Below are 19,116 nucleotides of genomic sequence, written 5' to 3'. Positions count from 1 at the left end.
CGTGAAAAGAGAAGTCTCCGTCACGTCCCTATTTGATAATTAATACGGATTAATGCAATTTTTCAAATTCCTGCATGCACTCGATAAGAGCCTTAACGCTTTCCAATGGCATAGCATTATAGCATGATGCACGGAATCCGCCTACTGAACGGTGACCTTTGATACCCACCATACCACGTTCGGTAGCAAACTTCAGGAAGTCGGCTTCCAAATCCTTGTATTCATCAGCCATTACGAAACAGATGTTCATCAGTGAGCGGTCTTCTTTCACAGTCACTGTACCGCGGAACAGTTTGTTGCGGTCAATTTCAGCATAAAGCAACTCAGCACGTTCCTTAGCTCTGCGCTGCATTTCTTCCACACCACCCTGAGCTTTGATCCATCTCAAAGTCTGCAATGCAGCATAGATAGGCACTACAGGAGGAGTGTTGAACATTGAACCTTTGTCAACGTGTGTCTTATAGTCGAGCATAGTAGGGATATGACGTGTAACCTTGCCAAGCGCATCATCTTTCACAATCACGAAAGTAACACCCGCAGGAGCCAGATTTTTCTGAGCACCGCCATAGATACAGATGTATTTTGAAACGTCGATAGGACGTGAGAAAATATCAGATGACATATCCGCAATCAAAGGAACATTAACTTCAGGGTCTGAATGCAATTCTGTTCCATAGATAGTATTATTAGTGGTAATATGGAAATATTCCGCATCTTCAGGAATAACATAATCCTTAGGAATATATGTATATCCGTCTTTTTCAGATGATGCAACTTCCACAGCTTCGCCAAAAGCTTTTGCTTCTTTCAAAGCTTTCTTAGCCCAAGTACCCGTGTTAAGATAAGCAGCTTTCTTTTCAAGGAAGTTATATGGAACCATACAGAATTCAAGGCTAGCACCGCCACCAAGGAATATCACTGAGTACCCTTCCGGGATATTTAGTATCTCTTTAAACAAAGCCACAGCTTCGTCCACTACCGGCTGAAAGTCTTTTGCGCGATGACTTATTTCCATCAACGAAAGTCCAGAGCCGTTAAAATCCAATATAGCTTGTGCTGTTTTCTCTATTACTTCGCGAGGCAAAATAGAAGGTCCCGCATTAAAATTATGTTTTTTCATTTGGCAGTTGTTTAATTGGTTTTACATATATTTTAATATCTTACGATTGCGAATTTATGTATTTATTTCCACACAACCAAACTTTAATCTAATAAAATTACATCCACAATTGAAATTTTCTTTCATTTTATGATATGAAGCATAATTTTACTATCATTTTGACACACAACAATCATACTGTGGTGTATTTCGTTATAATAACCATAGCAAATTGAGATAATGACCCGTTGTTCTGTATATGCACTGACACAAAGTTATCATTTTGCCAGTTCTATCAAAGTTTTCACCCCCTTAATCTTTTCATTTTGTATCAACTTTAACGTTTGTTGGCTCTTTTTCCTCGATATAGCCACAAAAGCATAATGATCCTTAACGTCAACTTTTCCTACATCGTCTTTATTAAGCCCACCTTTCTTGAAGAGGAAGCCTACTATATCTATCTTGTTTATCTTGTCTTTTTTACCCTTACCTATATATAATGTGACGAACTCCGGTTTCGAAGGTTTGGGTGTTATCTCCGGCAAAGTGAACACATCAATCTCGGCAGGAAGATAATCAGGCACTTTCTCTTCGGAATGCATAATAATATATGCACTACCTTCGGCATCCCATCTTGCAGTACGTCCGTTTCGGTGTATAAACCCATCTTCAGCTATAGGCAGATGATAGTGGACTACATTCTTTATGCCAGAGATATCAAGTCCGCGTGCAGCAAGGTCAGTAGAAATAAAGATATTGCAACTGCCGTTTCTGAACTTATAAAGCGCTCTCTCACGGTCGTCCTGATCCATTCCTCCATGAAAAGTTTCACTATAAACCTTCATTGAATGCAGATACCTGCCTACCCTGTCAACACTCTCGCGATGATTGCAGAACACTAGTGTCTGCTCCGAACCAAGACTACAAACCAGCTTATACAATGTCTCAAGTTTATCCTTTACCGGCGATTCCACCTTATATAAATGAAGTCTGTCCGACAATTGCTCATCAGCGTTCAGGAAATTCAGCCTTACACTCTTGTTTACTCCAGTAAAGCGCGGTATTTCTTCAGCATCCGTAGCGGAAAGAAGGAACCTCCTGCGCAAATTAGGCAACTTGCCTATCACATCGGCCATTTCCTCCTGAAATCCGAATTCCAGACACTTGTCGAACTCATCAATAACAAGTACACGCACTGTAGATGCATCTATATTACCTTTTCCAAGATGGTCGTTCATACGTCCCGGAGTACCGATAATCACCGACGGACGGATACCTTTCATTGTGCGGTGTTCGTCCATGGCAGGACGTCCGCCATAGCAACTCATTACCTGGAAGTCAGTACCCATCCCCTTGAAGACCTGTTCTATCTGCAATGCCAACTCGCGTGACGGAACAAGCACTACAGCCTGCACTCCCTCGGCATCCTTCTTCAGTGACTGCACAAGTGGAATAAGATAAGCCAGGGTTTTGCCGGAACCAGTAGGCGAAAGCAGTACTATGTCGTTTCCTTCTTTATAAGCATCTACAGCTGCCTGCTGCATAGCGTTCAACTCTTCTATTTTCAGATTCTTCAGTATTGTACGGATATCCATATATTTTTATTTGACTATATTTAAACCATTATATGCAAAAATACAATAAATAAGTGAGATTTCTACACAAATCACATTTCATATAATGAATAAACCTGCAATGATAAGTTATGTTATACCAATATTGATGTTACATAACTTACCATAGCAGGTTATAATATTAATCTGAAAAACAAGATTTTACCTGAACATTACCCTACTCTTTAATTTACCGCGCGTTACGCTATCTATATCCAAATAATGTAGTATCATTGTTCCACCGCCATTTTCTCCAGGAATAAATTTATATTCTGCTTTCGTCTCCAACTTCCAATCAACACCGATTGCTGATCCGGAAAACTCTCTAGTATAAGCATAAAGTTCATTGGAAGTCAACACAGTTTTTTCCTGAAAATATATATCATCATATTCAAGGTAAATATCAGAAATCAACTCTCCAGCTGGGAAGTTTCCTCCATCTGGATTATATGAATACATCATACCTTGAGAATAATAAAAATTATCCTTCACCTTAATAAAGCTAAAATTCCACCAATCATCCATATAGGTTCTAAGCTTATTATACGGTTCTTCGATTACGGTTGTATCATAACCTTCAACCAAAAGACAAGAAGCCATAGCCATGGCAAGTTCTGACTTTTGTTTTAATTCAAAATAGTTATCAAAAGTTATAGTCGTATTTGTTACTTCACCCGCAACATCAAGAAATGATTTTGTTGTTTCAATACCATCAACTACTTTAAGTATCAGTTTTGTTGAGACATTAGATTCTGAAATAGATGTTGCTGTAATTTCCAATTCATCACCAACTGCAAGATTTGGCTTAAGTTTGAAATCTATTTGACCTTCGTATTCATTAATTATTCCATCAGCAGTCCACTCTATTAATTTGGAAGCATCGTAAGATAATTTCACTTTATTTATTTCTTCATCAACATAGTTTCCATAAACATCATAAACATTAAACGATATTCCCCAATGATATCCTCCATTTCCATTTATCAGAATATATCTCTTACCATCCTGCAAAAATTCATATTCTCCTGATTTAACCTCGTAAGGTTTTCCTTCATTTGGCAAAACCGGGAACAAAGCCTTTATAGCTTCATCTAATAAATCATAAGCCTTTTTCATATCTTCCTGTGTAGAGTTTGCATCTTCAATTATCACGTTAGCAAACTCAATGTATTTTTCCAACCTTTCGAAAGACGTTTCGGAATAATCTTCCTTATTCAAACCGTTTGCCTTGTTTATCAAATCCTCCAGTTGTTTCTTTACCGTATCATCAACTTCTGATTTCCACTTGGCATAAAGAGTCATATCACTTGTTATAACCATTGATTCATCAAACGGATTAGTGAAAGCCTCATCGGTAAACCATCCGTCAAATACAAATCCGTCTTTTACAGGAGTTGGCAAACCGGTAATCGTATTTCCTTTCTCAACACTCACAGGCTCTATATCATCACCTCCATTTGTATCGAAAGAAATCATACAAGTTTCTATTTCCGCCAACCATTTTGCGTACAAAGTAATATCCGAATCCACAACATCCCCGTCAAAGACCCATTCACTTTCGAAATTCTCGCTCTTGAACCATCCCAAGAAAACGACACCATCCTTAGTCGGATTTTCTGGTTTAACGGCATGTTCTCCGGCTTTTACCTTTTGCTCCTTAACCTCACTTCCGCCCATGGAATTAAATGTCACAGTAAAATAACGCTCCTCATTTTCTGTAGCGTCGTCTGCACAAGACACAAAACAAAACAACCCAATCATAATGGGCACAATCAATTTCATTAAATTTCCCATACGTAATTCTATTAAAAACGAACTATAAATATTATAAAATATGTGATAACTTATATTATCACCGCCCACAAAGTTAACAACAAAAAAAAAACATGAAATTTTATTACTAAAAATTTGACATTAAATTATTTTTTGGACAGATTTGCATACGATTATACCATAGAACTTATATTATTTTACAATAATCAAAATACAAATCTTACTTTTCATAAATTGGAAAAAAAATTATACAATGAAATCAGGCAATACAATATAACAGAACATAGAATATCTTTAATTGTCCACATATGTAAGTCATTATACTCACATATATAATTTAATCAACTGACAAATGTAAACATATTAACATACATATGTAATCTAACTATAACATCTAAATATTAAAAAAATGGGAAATATTGAATTTGATTTTTTCGCCAACCCTTCAAAGGCAAACAATATGGATATAACAGAAAGTTACCATATAAGAATTAACAATTCACAAATTATTGATTTGAAAGAACTTGTAAGGCGAATACACCTTTCTTGTTCTATGACCCCTTCAGATGTCCATGGAGTATTAATTGCACTAAAAGATGAAATCACAAACGCTCTTGCTCAGGGAAACAAAGTCAATATTGACGGTCTATGCCGTTTCCGACTCATTTTAGGTTCAAAAAAAAACAGCAAATGTAATGGAAGAGAAGAAGGAAAAGATATTGGCTTCAAGAGAATCAAAATATCACCATGTAAAGAACTAAACGAAGAAACAAAAAAGAAACTAATGCCAATTACCAGAACACGTGGAAAACACTCCTCTGACATTTCGGATTATAATGTAATAAATATACTTTTAGAATATCTCAAAATAAACAAAACTATAACAAGAAAACAGTTTGAAGGACTTTTCAATATAACAAGATATAAAGCAAGCAGATTAATAAAAACTTTAGTCGAAAAAAAAGTAATAAAAAATATAGGATACAAATCACATCCTGTTTACACATTGAATGATTAGACAAAAATTTGCCATATCCATAAAAATAACGAAATTTGCACAATACATTTATAATCATTATGGCAGATAATTATATAGAAAACAAATACGAGCAATATCAGGCAAGAAAGGCTGCATGGCAAAAATCGGGAATGAAAAAGAAAAAGACATCCACAGCACATACATCTGCAGTTGGCTCAGGCATGCAGAAAACATACATGCAAAGCCATGTCAAACGTGTGGCGGCGGTACACGACCTGTCCGGAGCCGGCAGAGTATCGCTCATGGCTGTAATACCTATTCTTTCATCCATGGGGATACAGGTGTGTCCCTTGCCTACGGCAGTACTATCGGCACATACACAATATCCGCACTATTCGTTCCTTGACCTGACCGAGGAGATGAAACGAATAATAGAGAGCTGGGAAAAGCTTGATATGAAGTTCGATACATTCTACACAGGTTATCTTGGCTCGCCCCAACAGGTACAGATAGTAGAAAATTTCATATCAAAGTTCCGCCGTCCGCAAGATATGGTGGTGGTGGATCCAGTGCTTGGCGACAACGGCAATCTCTACAAAGGAATCACAGAAGACATGGTAACAGAAATGAAAAAACTCATAAAATATGCCGATGTGATTACCCCAAACATGACTGAGGTCTTCAAACTCCTGGATATAGAATACAAAAGCGAGGTCAGTGTACAGGAGATGAAATCATATCTCAAACAACTCTCTGACGCAGGACCGGACATTGTGATAGCAACAAGTGTACCTGTGCCTGAAAACGCCCATATGACTTCAGTTTTTGCATATAACCGTCACGGAAACAGATACTGGAAAGTGACATGCCCTTATCTGCCAGCACACTATCCAGGTACGGGAGATACATTTACAAGCGTAATAACCGGTTCGCTTATGCAAGGTGACAGCCTGCCGATAGCATTAGACAGAGCCACACAATTCATCCTTCAGGGAATACGTGCTACCTTCGGTTATGAATACAACAACCTTGACGGTATAATGCTTGAGAAGGTACTCCACAATCTTGATATGCCGATACAAATAAGCAGTTACGAGGTTTTGGAATGACAATAATATAAAAGCGGTCAGTTGCTTCTGACCGCTTTTATATTATGTTATATTCACAAATAACCTTATCCTTCTCAACCGAAAAAGATAATTATACAATCAATAATTCTTTCAATGAATTTATCGATCTTTCGCCATATGCCTTTCCAGTATATATGTTTCATAATACCTATAAGAAATAAAGCTAAATACAAAGTTAAATAATAGAACTGTCAATAAAAAACTTTTTGTTTTGATTTTTAGGCCTTAAAAAGAGATCGATTATTTAAGTTTCTCTCCCTTAAAATACACATCGAAAGCATCCTCGGCATAGAATCCCCTCGTAACCTTGAATGATGAAGTTGAAGCTCCATTTATCCTGCGACCTTCCCAATATGCATTGAAAGCATCCTTGGCATAACCATTTCCAAGACAGACGAAGGAAGAAGTTGACGCTCCAGAAATTTTCTTTCCCATCCAATATACGTTGAATGCATCCTTTGCATATTCCTCTTTCAGGATAACAAAACTGTTGCTTGCTGCTCCCGAAATCTTCTCTCCATTATAAGATACATCAAAGGTTGATACATAATATCCCGGTCTGTCACAATGATGATGCCCTCCATCTGGACGACCATGCGACGGACGATTATCGGCAGAAAATCTTCTGTCAACCCTAAAAAAGGAAGGATCTACATACTCTAATATTGTTCCATATCTGTAAACATGATTTCTGTCCTTACCATAACCGTAACCTAAATCACAAAAGGAATGAGAATCTGCTCCATGAATGATCTTACCGTCATAATAAACCTGACCGTTTCTCTTTGAATACGAATAATATTGTGCAAACGCCAGAGAAGGCACAAACAATAATAGAATTACAAATAGTTTCGAAAGTCTGCTTGTCATAATATCTCAATTTATGAGTTAAAACACCTGTTTTCACAAATGTAATAATATTTACCGGATTACATCAATATTGCATCCTTTTTTATTAAGACCAAGACATTTAGAAAAAATACCATTACTGTTTGCAAAATTATTTTTCAAATATCGGAAAGACATTTTTTATATCCATTTCCACCTCACCAAAGCTAATCATGGCATTAAAGAGGCGGATTTTTTCATACTTGTGCAGACTGTCTGCCATAACAATGTCCTCCTCTATAATTCCTTCCGCCAGAAGTCTCGCCCTGCGTGTACCTTTCAACAATGGAAATTTAGGGGTAAACCATTTTCCTTCTTTATATAAAGAGATATTTGCTATTGAGGTATCTGTCAGCATACCGGAGCGAACAATCACTACATCGTCCGCATTGCCACGTAAGGCAAAGTTTCGGTCCAGCACCGAACGGTCGGCATATTTGAATGAATACTCTGCCGTATCGTCGTTTACCAGTTGCAGAGATTTCACTTCACGAATACTGTACGGGAAATATTCGACCTTCTCTACCGCTGAAGTATATTCCACACGGCAACGGGTTCTTCCTTTACAGCCTTCAGCAGTAATGAAGTCCTCCAAAGAAACAGGCATGACAGAACTGCCATAATGCACACGGATTGTATTGTTCATCCTCTCATTATGGGCCGACAGATTCTCTATCACTCCGTCGTTTATACATATTGTCTCAATAAAACGGCACATATATTTTCTGAATCATTTCTTCGTATTCGCTTTCCATATCACTTTTGAAGGTTATACCTCCACCGCTTTTAAACACCAAAGAGCCCTCAGGTAGCTGTTCCACAAATCTTATAATAACCGCACTGTCAAGATTTTTTCCGTCGAAAAAGCCTGTTACTCCGGTATAATATCCTCTGTCATATGTCTCTGCCTCACGTATTATCTCAACCGTTTTCTTCTTCGGTGCTCCTGTCACTGACCCTGCAGGCAAGAGTCTGAAAAACATATCTCCCAGTTTATCGCAGAAATCCTCCGGCAGTCTCCCTCGTATTTCGGAGCTTACCTGAAGCAAAGTACCGTTTTTCGTCTGAACCTCATCTATATATCTGTATTTGGTGACAGTCACTTCGGATGCTATCTGGCTCAAATCGTTTCTTATCAAATCCACGATTGTTGCATGCTCGGCCGACTCTTTCTCATCGTTCAATATCACGGAAGCCGCATCAGGATATGACGCATCTATTGTTCCTTTCATCGGGTAAGAATAAATCATACCGTCCGTAATCCTCACAAAAATTTCCGGCGAGAACATTACAAAACGACCTTTCATCATGAGCCTGTACTTTGCACGCGAATGAACGAATATATCCCTGAGTGTAAGATCGGTTTCAACCGGTGTTGCACAAGTAAGGTTTGTAAGGAATGAATTTCCTGCATACAGATTTTTATAGACAATGTCGAACGAACTGGAATACTCCTCCATAGTCTGCGGATGAGGCTCCCATACAAAGGTTTCTTTCATCGAATATGGAGTTTCATTATAATTTCCACCGGACGGAAAGCTGAACAGTATTTCATCGTCAGGCAGATTGTCAGGTTCTTCGACAATGCAGTTTTCCTCATCAAAGTCTATCAGAAAGAAGAACGGAATACCCCTTCTGCCATAATAGTTCATTCTCTTTATGGCATCCTGGCGCGACAGGAAGTTTAGTCTTGACATTTGTTTTTGCGTGATTTAAAAGAAAGAATATAAAGTGTGATACAAGTGGCTAGTACCCCCATAAAAAGTTTCAGCCACCAAGTATCAAAAATGAAAACAATACAGTGTACAGCCGTAATCCACAGTGTTCCTACGGATATAACCTTGATTCGCAAAGGAATTGATTTGTCCTCACGAAAGCTCTTTATATAAGGTCCCAGCTGCGGATGTTCTGTCAGCCATTTATAGGCACGCGGCGAACTGCGGAAAAACAATGCGGCCGCCAGCAAAAGAAAAGGTGTTGTGGGCAATACAGGAAGAAATATTCCTATAATGCCCAGCAACACCGAAACAAAGCCTATGACACTGTATATGTATTTCATATTGCAAAAATAGTATGATTGGTACTGAAATACAAATACGAACCTGATTTTAGTTTATCATAACACATTTTTTTCTCATCTTGCGGTCGCAATAGCGCTTGCACTGCCCGCAGATGTCATACCCGAGCATGGCCCCCAAAATGAAATCCTCTTCCGGAGTGAGCTGGTTAAGCGGACGGGTGACTATCATCCGTATGGCATTGATACATTCGTCCTTGCCGAAGAACAAGTTGATGCGTTCATCGTCAACTGTCTGTATGACGAACTTTATACGCTGTTTCTTCAGACGATTCACGGCAAACTCCTGATTCTTCCTGTTCATGGTGTAAAGCACCATCTGTCGAACTCCTTTCTTGAACTCATACACATGGTTCAGAAACACCTTCATATCAGTAGGATTTACATTTTGCATCATCATAGGCAATAGGTTTTATGTATAAATATTATTACAATAATGTCTTGATATGTTCAGTCCATGCAGTTACTCTCTCATCAGTCTTACCGCTCTCGTTCATCTCGTCTATGGCAAGACCTACAAACATACCGTCAACTACTGCTACAGACGAAGAGTAAGTATAGTCAGCATCAGAAACTCCATTGATAAACTCACATCCGGTACCTTTCAAATCTTCATAGATGATTCCCATACCATCGCAGAACGTATCGGCATACGATTCAGAGTCTCCACAGCCAAACAGTCCGACAAGTTTGCCACTGAGGTCAAGCCCTTTCAACAGCTTCACACCGTCGTACCAGTCGTCCTGCAACTCGCCGTCGCCCCATGTAGATGTACCCAGCAGAAGAACATCGTATGAGTTTACCATATCCGCAGTCATCTTGCTCACATCGTGTACATCGGCCGATGAAACGCCCAATTTACCTGCAATCATTCCTGCTACCGATTCTGTAGTTCCAGTAGTGGAACCATAAAAAATTCCAATCTTTTTCATTTCCTTACATTTAATTGATTTGACATTGCAAAATAAGTGCAAACAAAGTGTTTCTGAAATACCTAAAAATAATGATTTTAATGTCGGCAGAAACAGGTTTCTTACCTAACCTTTGGTAGTTTTATAACTAATTCCATATCTTTGAAGAAAAATATATATGTTATGAACACTCATCACCACCACAATCATCATCATCACCATCATCATGAAATATCTGCTTCGATGAGCAAGATTTTCATTTTCTGCATTGCGCTAAATCTTTTATTCGTAGGGATTGAAACTGTTGTAGGATTACTATACAATTCTGTCGGACTGTTGTCGGATGCCGGACATAATCTTAGCGATGTTTTCAGCCTAGTACTTGTGCTTGTCGCGTTCAGAATGAGCAAGGCTGTATCAACCCCACAGTTTACGTACGGGTATAAAAAAGCCACTATACTTATTTCTCTGATTAATGCCCTGATACTGCTTGTTGCCGTAGGTGCCATCATAATAGAGAGTATATATAAACTGAAGAATCCTCAGCCTATATCAGGCACAGCCATAAGCTGGACTGCCGGAGTTGGAATTCTGATAAACGGACTGACCACATGGCTGCTGATGGGTGGAAGCAAGCAGGACATAAACGTAAAAGGCGCATACCTTCACATGCTTATGGATACACTTGTGTCAGTTGGTGTTGTAGTATCGGGAATCATAATAAGTTACACGGAATGGGTATGGATAGACCCGATAATCGGTATCGTATTGGCAATAATAATCATGTTCTCCACCTACAATCTGCTCAAAGAGAGTCTGCTAATGACTCTTGATGCCGTTCCATCATCCGTTGACAAAGAGCACATCATCGAAGACTTACGCAATTATAACAAGATAGAAAGCTGGCATCATCTTCATATCTGGGCTATCAGCACCACTGATTTTGCGGCTACCATTCACATCGTTATAAAAGACCTTAATGACATGGAAAACGTCAAGACTGAAGTAAGAGAAATTTTCCATAAATCAGGAGTGCATCATTGCACAATCGAGACAGAAACAGCAGGAACGGAATGTCAGGCATACTCATGTAAATAATTCATAACGTGTTCAGTGAACATCCAGTGACCGTTCACTGAACATATACTAAACCGAAGCTTAATCTTTTAAATATAGTTAAATCAACCAACCTTTCCATAGTAGTATGACATATATTTATAGTCTTCCTTAAAATATAAACGCACGAATAAACACATTATGGCTATAAATACCGAAACTTTTAAGGACAATTTTCGTATGTACTACCGTCCGCTATGCCTTTTCGCATTGCATTATCTCCACGATATAGACAATGCGGAAGACACAGTACAGGACTGTTTTGCCGAACTCTGGGAACGGAAAGACTCAGGAATGGAGATTTCTAATATAAAATCATATCTGTATTCTATGGTAAGGAACCGCTGTATAGATATCGTAAAGAAAGACTCACTGATAGACAAAAATGTACAGCCGTCCGATCTTGAAGGCATCATCTCCGAAGAGGAATGCGAGGAACGTTCATACGACGAAGCCCGACTATGGACTGCTATAGACTCACTGCCGGAAAAATGCAGGGAAGTGTTCCTGCTTGCAAAACGCGACGGAATGAAGTATGAGGAAATAGCCGTCAGGATGAACATCTCCGTGAACACGGTAAAAAATCAGATGAACAAGGCTCTTAAAAACATCAAAGAAGGTATCCGCAAAGTATATATGTTCTTTTTCGGATAATTTTTTTCATTTCGGCATAGTAGTTTTTTCAATACTTTGCGTCTTATCTAAAAACAAAGTACAATCATGAAAGATAAAGAAGAAAAAAACTTGCAGTTTGTCCTCAGATATTACAGACACGGGAAACTGGACACGGCCAAGGCCCTGAACAAAATCACAGGCCACAGACAGCAGAATAATCTGCACAGATTATGGATATACTCGTCTGGAGTAGCTGCCGCAATACTGATATGTATAGTAAGTTATACACTGTTAAGCCGAAGTGACAACAACATGATATCAGTCACTGCGGATGCAGGAATCACCAGACATTTCTTGCCGGATAGTACACTTGCCATACTCTCCAAAGGTTCCACATTGGAATACGACTCCGATAATTATGGAAAGAAATCACGCGAGGTAAATATATCAGGAAAAGTCTTTTTCTCTGTCCGCAGAAACGAGCAGTCACCATTCACGGCCACAGCAATGTATGCACAGGTCAAAGTCCTGGGAACTGAATTTGAAATTGACGAACGTATGCAGGACACTGTCACAAACGTGTATGTAAAATCCGGGAAAGTAATGTTTAAGGGCAAGAACAGTTCCAAAGGAATTATCCTCACAAAGGATATGAGCGGAACACTGAAGCACGGAAACGAAATACCAGAAATAACAAACGCCGCCTTCCCTAACCCGTCAGCATGGGCTACAGGAAAGTTTGTTTACAAAAATACTCCTATAGATGCCGTAATGAAGGAACTCTCGATTTATTACGGAACAAGCCTTTATGCGTCCGAACATTTCAAGACCATTACAGCCGAGTTCAGAACGGACAGCTTAGATGAAATTATCTCACTGATAGAAAAGACACTGGACATCAAAATAACTAAGAAAGACTGAACATGAACAGAATTATATCAATAATCCTTCTGTTTTCTACAATATGCGTTTCATCAATAAATGCACAAGGCAGAGTCACTGTAGAAGACATGATGGAGCAGGTGAAGAGTATATACCCTGTAAGCTTTGTTTACGACTCGTCAATAAAGCTGAACATACCGTATTCAGGCAAGAAACCAAATATGGTAAGCCTTGAAAACAGCCTTGAAACAATATTCAGCAATACCGGCATCAAATGGGAGATAGACGGTGACTACGTGATACTGAAAAGACTGTCGTCATATACATTGAGCGGATATATCTATCAGGAGAACGGCGAAACAGTGATAAACGCCACAGTCTGGGACATCACCTCCAATACAGGCACACTGACAAACGAACATGGTTTCTACAGTCTTACACTCAACGAAGGTAAACATAAAATCCGTTTCTCGCATATCAGCTGCGGTGAGCAAACGGAAGATATTACACTAAAAGGAAACAAATCGCAGAACATATACCTGAAAGCTGATTACCGCATAAATGAGGTGGTGGTTACTGCCGACCTAAACTCCCCTATCTACACTACGCAGACCGGAAAAGTTTCGCTTACGGCAAAGGACTTTGTAAGCGGAAACAACTTCATGAGCTCGCCTGATGTAGTGAAGAAGCTTCAAAGTCTGTCGGGAGTAGCCAGCGGTACGGAGCTAATCTCCGGACTTTATGTACACGGCGGAGGAAACGACGAGAACCTTTTCCTGCTCGACGGTACACCACTATATCAGGTGAATCATGCCGGAGGACTGTTCTCTGCATTCAATACTGACATTGTAAAGAACATCGACTTCTACAAGAGCGGCTTCCCAGCCCGTTACGGCGGACGACTGTCATCAGTAGTGGATGTCCGCACAAACGACGGAAACATGAAAGAGTATCACGGAAGTTTCACGCTCGGACTTCTTGAAGGCAGAATACAGTTTGAAGGACCGATAGTAAAAGACCGCACCTCCTTCAATGTGGCTATGCGACGCACATGGATAGATTTACTCACAGCCCCCTCATTAGCCATAATGAATACAAGCAGAAGGGACAAGATAAATACAAGATATGCCTTCCACGACATCAATGCAAAAGTTACTCACATATTTTCTGAAAAGAGTCGTGCGGATATCAGCCTGTATTCCGGTAATGATCTTCTAAAAGTGAACAACAAGGCATATTCTTATTTTTCGGAACTTTCAAATATAGACAAGTTCAATCTGCAATGGGGAAACTTCACCGCATCAGTCAACTGGAAATATATTTTTTCTCACAAACTGTTTGCAAATTTCACGGGAGTATATACCCACAACCGCTCCAAATTCGATTATCTGAGTGAAGAACGTTTGGGATATATTGAGGGATTGGACGGTGCAATAATAAAAATCCAGAACAACCATTCCACCATAAACGATTTCGGCTACAGGATGGAGTTCGACTATCGTCCCAACACATGGAACCACATCCGTTTCGGTTCAAACTATATGCGCCACATTTTCATGCCGCAGAATTTCTACTCAAAGTACGACAATGCGGCGAACAACGAACTGACAGACAGAATAAAAAGTCAGTACAAGAGTAATGAATTTACCATCTATGCCGAAGATGACATCTCGCTTGGCAGCCGTCTGAAACTGAACGGTGGAATACACTACACCATGTTCGGTATTGCAGGTACGAAATATCACTCTGTAGAGCCACGCGCAGCAATGAACATCAAACTATGCGACAATGCAAGTTTCAAAGTATCATATACGAAGATGAGCCAGTTCATGCACCAACTTTCTGCTACCTACCTGAACCTGCCGACAGACTATTGGGTACCTTCTACTGAAAAAATCACCCCTATGAGGTCGCGACAATACTCAGCAGGAATATACAGCAGACTTCCGTATAACATCAGATTAAGCATAGAAGGTTTCTACAAAACTATGAACAATCTGATAGAATACAATGGCGATAACCAACTCAACCCTTCTGCTGATGACTGGGAAGAGAACGTAAGGACAGGAAAAGGAAAGGCATATGGTGCGGAAGCTGACATCAGTTACAGTAACGGAAAAACATCTGTCGATGCATCCTACACCCTTTCGTGGAGCAAAAGATTCTTCCCGGACTTCCATCAGTCATGGTACCCGGACAAGTTCGACAACCGTCATAAATTCTCTATCAACCTGAGCCACAAGTTCAGCGACAGGATTGACGCATACGCATCATGGAACTTCCATAGTGGAAACCGCATGACAATCCCTACGCAAAAGATAGAAGCACCTGTTATACCACCAGTAACGGAAAACCAGGACCCGAACGAGGGAATGATGGTTTATGAAGCCCCGAACAATATTTCCCTACCGGCCTATCACAGACTGGACTTAGGTATAAACTTCCGCAAGACCACTAAAAGAGGCTTTGAGAGAATATGGAATATCAGTCTGTACAATGCCTATTGCAGGATGAATCCATTGTATGCCACTGTAACACAAAAAGAAGACGGAAGTTTCGTAGGAAAAGCATACGGAGTATTTCCTATAATTCCGTCATTCAGTTACACACTTAAATTTTAAACATACAAGTATTTAATACCTATAAACTCAAGAACTTAAAAACTCAAAAACGTATGAAATTATATATTGCATCACTACTGATTATATTATCATCGTGTACATACGAATTCAACATAGATGATGTGGAGGCTAAAAGAAAACCGGTAATATTCTGTATGCCAAACACACTTGGAGATACTACACTGATACAGGTATCGCAAAGCATGAATGTAAACAATAAAGGTACAAACTCTTCTGCCAAACCGGACATAACATTTAAGTTGAACGGAGTGGAAAAGGAGATAAAATATACTGACAAAGCGACAGACTTGCTCCCTGCAAATTCATATTATGTTCTTGGAAAGCTGAAAGAAGGCGACAAGATAGACATGGAAGCATCATACCCGGATATACCTACTGCAAAATCGAGAACTGTAATACCACAGCCTTTCCCATTGGACAAATGGGATATGATTCTAAAGGACGGTTCATACGGCAGGGAAATACAGTTCCGCATATCATTTACAGATAATGCCGATACAAAAGACTATTACGGTGTAAGAATAATAAGGAAAATCAGTTATCACAATTATTATCCTAATTACAATCTTGGGGCAGACTATGATAAATTATGGGGCATAGAGTTCAATCTTGACGAAGAGCCACTGCTGTCAAAGAAAGTAGGTTTTGACGAGATATTCGATATTTCGAAACTTCATTATCAGGAGATCTATTTGTGGGACGATACCATGCTTAACGGCAAAAGCTACACATTACATCTCGGTACAAATTATAGCGAAGATAGCGTAAATGAATACAACAGCACAGTCAATTTTTTCAAGATCTACCTCTACAGATTTTCGGAAGAAATGTACAAATATCTGAAATCTATAAACGACATAGATAACAATGATTTAGGAGAATACGGCCTTGCCCCTATCCGCAGCCACTACACAAACATAGAAAACGGTATAGGTCTTTTAGGCGGATGCAGTATTTACGAAACCGACTGGATAGAGAACCTGAAAAATGAAGAGAACGAAGAATAATCACTTATTTAAACATAGACTTATGAAAAAAAAATTTTTACTCACTATCGCAATGTCTGCAATAGTATTTGCGACATCACAGGCACAGGAATTCAGATACGGACTTTCCGGCGGCTATAACCTTAACTCTATGATAGCGAACGAATCAAAATCAGGTTTCCATGCCGGACTGAAAGGTGAATATGCTTTCAGGGACGCCCAGAAAGGATTGTACACCGATTTCGGACTGATGATTTCATCATACGGTTGGAAATCCACACCTGCATACGAGAACGGAACCGGAAAAGAATTAGAATGGGACACAACACCTTACTACCTGAACATACCAATTCACCTTGGTTATAAATTCAAGGTCAATGACAATCTAAGCATTTTCGTAAACGCCGGTCCGTACTTCAACATAGGAATGTTCGGCAAGATGAACTGCACAACCACACATCTTGGCAGTAAGATAGAAACACAAGTATCATCAAACAATATATTCAAAGACGGACTCTCACCACGCTTCGACTGGGGAATAGGTTTCCGTGCCGGAGTGGAAATAGCGCGGCACACACAAATAGCCATAGGATATGACTGGGGCATGAAGAATTCTTATATGAACAACCCTGAAACCAAGAACAGAACATTTGTAGTTTCACTGACGTATTATTTCTAATTCTTAATTCAAATGAAACTTTTCATATTCATCGCATTATTTTGTATTTCCGCATGTCTCAGTTCATGCGGAACCACTACTTATAATCCGTATAACAAATCGGTAACTTCGTCATTTCAGTTTTAAGCATCATTTAAATAGTGTTTAGGTAGTACTTTTCCCAAAGTGCTGCCTATTTTATTATAAGCACGTAAGCAACATAACATAGCAACAGCGCCACACCAACGATCACAGCAAACTTCAGTTTCAGACGAAACAACTTGTCGTTATCAGTCCTCTCCTTTTCCACTGTATTTTTCCTTATATGGTCTATACTGTCGGCCGACATGTCCGGAAGTTCACGTCCCTTCCCCACCTCTATGAGACGGTTACGCGTATCATTCATCCGCTCACGGTTTCTGTTTCTCAGCTCACGGTTCTCCTTGTCACGACACATCATGTCGTTTATGCATCCTAAAGTTCCCATACTATAATATTTTGTTCCCCTAAGGTAATAAAACTTGAGAACAAATACAAGCAAAAAACTATACAGTCGGTTTTGATTTAACAAACTTATTGCCAAGCCATTTTCTTACAGGTTCATCATAAAGTTTCAGACATGCGTATGCCAATGCTATACTGCCGAAATAAACCATTGCCGAAACCATCCATGTTTCCTCCAGTGTATAGAGTTTGTTCTCTATAAGCCAAGAGTAGAACACATACATCACAGGATAATGAACGGCATATAGAGGATATGATATGTCGCCCAAAAAACGACAGATAGCTGTTGATTTCTTGTCGGTAGTCTTACCTGACGCACCTATACATACCAGAACAGGAAATACAATTGCAATACATATCATCTCGAACACTCCGTTAAGACATACAGGTGATTTTCCTTCAATATATGGAACACAGAAAATTGCAATCAGTACAACAGTACAAATCCAGAATGCTCCCCTTATGTTGAAACTGCGGAAATTTCTTGAAATAAGCATACCGAGAGTGAAAGGGAATAGCATCCTGAACATACCGCCCCAAAAGTTCAGACCGTCAAGAGTCCATCCTACACCTATCATCCCGTAGCCCACTACATCAAACAATGCGAACCATGAAAGTCCAAGTCCGAGAAGAACAACCAACACTGTCAAAGCCTTATTCCCAAGACGATGAATGAAAAGAGCATAAAGAATATTGCCTATGTATTCGAAAAAGAGTGACCAGCTTGGTCCGTTGAGAGGAAACATCTCCCCATTACCACGAATATCATACCCGGCTCCCGGATATGCAGGAATAAAGAACATAGTCAGCAACAATGCCAGCATGGCCATAGATATAGCTACATGAGTCCCGTCCCATTTCACACCTCCCTGAATGAAAAATGCTATGAAACCTATTACAGCTCCCATTATTATCATAGGGTGAAGTCGGATAAGCCTTCGCTTGAAAAAATTCTTCAGCGTCATATTCTTTTTCCATCTGTCATCGTATGCATATCCGATAACAAATCCAGAAAGAATGAAGAAGAAATCTACTGCCAGATAACCATGGTTAATTGTAGTAATGAGTGTTCCTCCTCCGGCAAAAGAGAATCCCTCGAAAATATGATAAAACACTACAAGCAGAGCTGCTACTCCCCTCAGTCCGTCAAGGAGTTCATAATGAGGCTTGGAATCGGAAAATGCGGCTGATGAAATATTTCCTGTCATGTTGATAATAATATTAAATGCTACTGTAAATATGC

19 protein-coding genes are annotated in these 19,116 nt (G+C 39.4%); 8 read left to right on the top strand and 11 right to left on the bottom strand.

All coding sequences use genetic code 11. The annotated features are described in order from the left end of the window. Positions 1-49: 49 nt before the first annotated feature. From serC to NW213_RS02675, 3 genes are all read right to left on the bottom strand, one after another. Complete coding sequence (gene serC, locus NW213_RS02685; RefSeq protein ID WP_154044447.1) at positions 50-1,120, bottom strand: 3-phosphoserine/phosphohydroxythreonine transaminase; 1,071 nt, start codon at positions 1,118-1,120, stop codon at positions 50-52. 257 nt (positions 1,121-1,377) lie between these two features. After that, positions 1,378-2,694, bottom strand: coding sequence for a DEAD/DEAH box helicase (locus NW213_RS02680; protein WP_258321765.1), 1,317 nt, complete (start codon positions 2,692-2,694; stop codon positions 1,378-1,380). 180 nt (positions 2,695-2,874) lie between these two features. Further along, a complete protein-coding gene (locus NW213_RS02675; protein WP_258321764.1) occupies positions 2,875-4,506 on the bottom strand; it encodes an InlB B-repeat-containing protein in 1,632 nt (543 codons plus the stop codon). A 388-nt stretch (positions 4,507-4,894) separates the two neighbouring features. On the opposite strand from NW213_RS02675, the gene NW213_RS02670 reads away from it, so the two are divergent. Next, the gene (locus tag NW213_RS02670; protein WP_258321763.1) at positions 4,895-5,503 is read left to right on the top strand and encodes an HU family DNA-binding protein; all 609 of its coding nucleotides are present in this window, start codon (positions 4,895-4,897) and stop codon (positions 5,501-5,503) included. 197 nt (positions 5,504-5,700) lie between these two features. Then, positions 5,701-6,573: a pyridoxamine kinase gene (locus NW213_RS02665; RefSeq protein WP_375338099.1), complete on the top strand. Its 873-nt coding sequence runs from the start codon at positions 5,701-5,703 to the stop codon at positions 6,571-6,573. Positions 6,574-6,834: 261 nt separating this feature from the next. On the opposite strand, the gene NW213_RS02660 is transcribed toward NW213_RS02665, so the two are convergent. The 6 genes from NW213_RS02660 to fldA all read right to left on the bottom strand — a co-directional run bounded on the left by NW213_RS02660 (position 6,835) and on the right by fldA (position 10,491). Beyond that, positions 6,835-7,464, bottom strand: a complete 630-nt coding sequence (locus tag NW213_RS02660) for a DKNYY domain-containing protein (protein ID WP_258321762.1) — start codon at positions 7,462-7,464, stop codon at positions 6,835-6,837. Positions 7,465-7,594: 130 nt separating this feature from the next. Continuing rightward, entirely contained in the window at positions 7,595-8,200 is a 606-nt protein-coding gene (locus tag NW213_RS02655; RefSeq protein ID WP_258321761.1) for an aminotransferase class IV family protein, read from the bottom strand. Beyond that, positions 8,184-9,179, bottom strand: coding sequence for an aminodeoxychorismate synthase component I (locus tag NW213_RS02650; protein ID WP_258321760.1), 996 nt, complete (start codon positions 9,177-9,179; stop codon positions 8,184-8,186). Before NW213_RS02650 ends, NW213_RS02655 begins: the two co-directional genes overlap by 17 nt. Continuing rightward, a complete protein-coding gene (locus tag NW213_RS02645) occupies positions 9,167-9,541 on the bottom strand; it encodes a YbaN family protein (RefSeq protein ID WP_204390775.1) in 375 nt (124 codons plus the stop codon). Before NW213_RS02645 ends, NW213_RS02650 begins: the two co-directional genes overlap by 13 nt. A gap of 49 nt (positions 9,542-9,590) precedes the next feature. Next, positions 9,591-9,959 (bottom strand): DUF2023 family protein, encoded by a 369-nt coding sequence (locus tag NW213_RS02640; protein WP_154044438.1) that lies wholly within the window; start codon positions 9,957-9,959, stop codon positions 9,591-9,593. A gap of 28 nt (positions 9,960-9,987) precedes the next feature. Next, positions 9,988-10,491 carry a flavodoxin FldA gene (gene fldA, locus NW213_RS02635; RefSeq protein ID WP_258321759.1) on the bottom strand — a complete coding sequence of 168 codons (504 nt, stop codon included), beginning with the start codon at positions 10,489-10,491 and terminating at the stop codon, positions 9,988-9,990. A 162-nt stretch (positions 10,492-10,653) separates the two neighbouring features. Between fldA and NW213_RS02630 the strand changes: the two genes are divergently transcribed. The 6 genes from NW213_RS02630 to NW213_RS02605 all read left to right on the top strand — a co-directional run bounded on the left by NW213_RS02630 (position 10,654) and on the right by NW213_RS02605 (position 17,390). Next, the gene (locus NW213_RS02630) at positions 10,654-11,568 is read left to right on the top strand and encodes a cation diffusion facilitator family transporter (protein ID WP_258321758.1); all 915 of its coding nucleotides are present in this window, start codon (positions 10,654-10,656) and stop codon (positions 11,566-11,568) included. Between the two features lie 159 nt (positions 11,569-11,727). Continuing rightward, positions 11,728-12,240, top strand: a complete 513-nt coding sequence (locus NW213_RS02625; protein WP_258321757.1) for an RNA polymerase sigma-70 factor — start codon at positions 11,728-11,730, stop codon at positions 12,238-12,240. A 66-nt stretch (positions 12,241-12,306) separates the two neighbouring features. Continuing rightward, positions 12,307-13,122, top strand: coding sequence for a FecR family protein (locus NW213_RS02620; RefSeq protein ID WP_258321756.1), 816 nt, complete (start codon positions 12,307-12,309; stop codon positions 13,120-13,122). A gap of 2 nt (positions 13,123-13,124) precedes the next feature. Next, entirely contained in the window at positions 13,125-15,704 is a 2,580-nt protein-coding gene (locus NW213_RS02615) for a carboxypeptidase-like regulatory domain-containing protein (protein WP_258321755.1), read from the top strand. Positions 15,705-15,757: 53 nt separating this feature from the next. Continuing rightward, the gene (locus tag NW213_RS02610) at positions 15,758-16,732 is read left to right on the top strand and encodes a DUF4249 domain-containing protein (protein WP_258321754.1); all 975 of its coding nucleotides are present in this window, start codon (positions 15,758-15,760) and stop codon (positions 16,730-16,732) included. Between the two features lie 22 nt (positions 16,733-16,754). Continuing rightward, on the top strand, positions 16,755-17,390 hold the full coding sequence (locus NW213_RS02605) for a porin family protein (protein ID WP_258321753.1): 636 nt from the start codon (positions 16,755-16,757) through the stop codon (positions 17,388-17,390). Between the two features lie 172 nt (positions 17,391-17,562). Here the strand turns inward: NW213_RS02605 and NW213_RS02600 are convergent, their stop codons facing one another. Both NW213_RS02600 and NW213_RS02595 read right to left on the bottom strand, forming a co-directional pair. Continuing rightward, entirely contained in the window at positions 17,563-17,856 is a 294-nt protein-coding gene (locus tag NW213_RS02600; protein ID WP_204390797.1) for a hypothetical protein, read from the bottom strand. A 58-nt stretch (positions 17,857-17,914) separates the two neighbouring features. Continuing rightward, positions 17,915-19,081 (bottom strand): acyltransferase, encoded by a 1,167-nt coding sequence (locus NW213_RS02595; protein WP_258321752.1) that lies wholly within the window; start codon positions 19,079-19,081, stop codon positions 17,915-17,917. Positions 19,082-19,116: the final 35 nt, after the last annotated feature.

The sequence above is a fragment of the Bacteroides sp. ET336 genome (genome assembly GCF_024733815.1).
GTDB lineage: Bacteria > Bacteroidota > Bacteroidia > Bacteroidales > Bacteroidaceae > Phocaeicola > Phocaeicola cellulolyticus.
The sequence above is the reverse complement of the archived record's forward strand: the minus strand, read 5'-3'. Positions and strand labels throughout refer to the sequence as shown.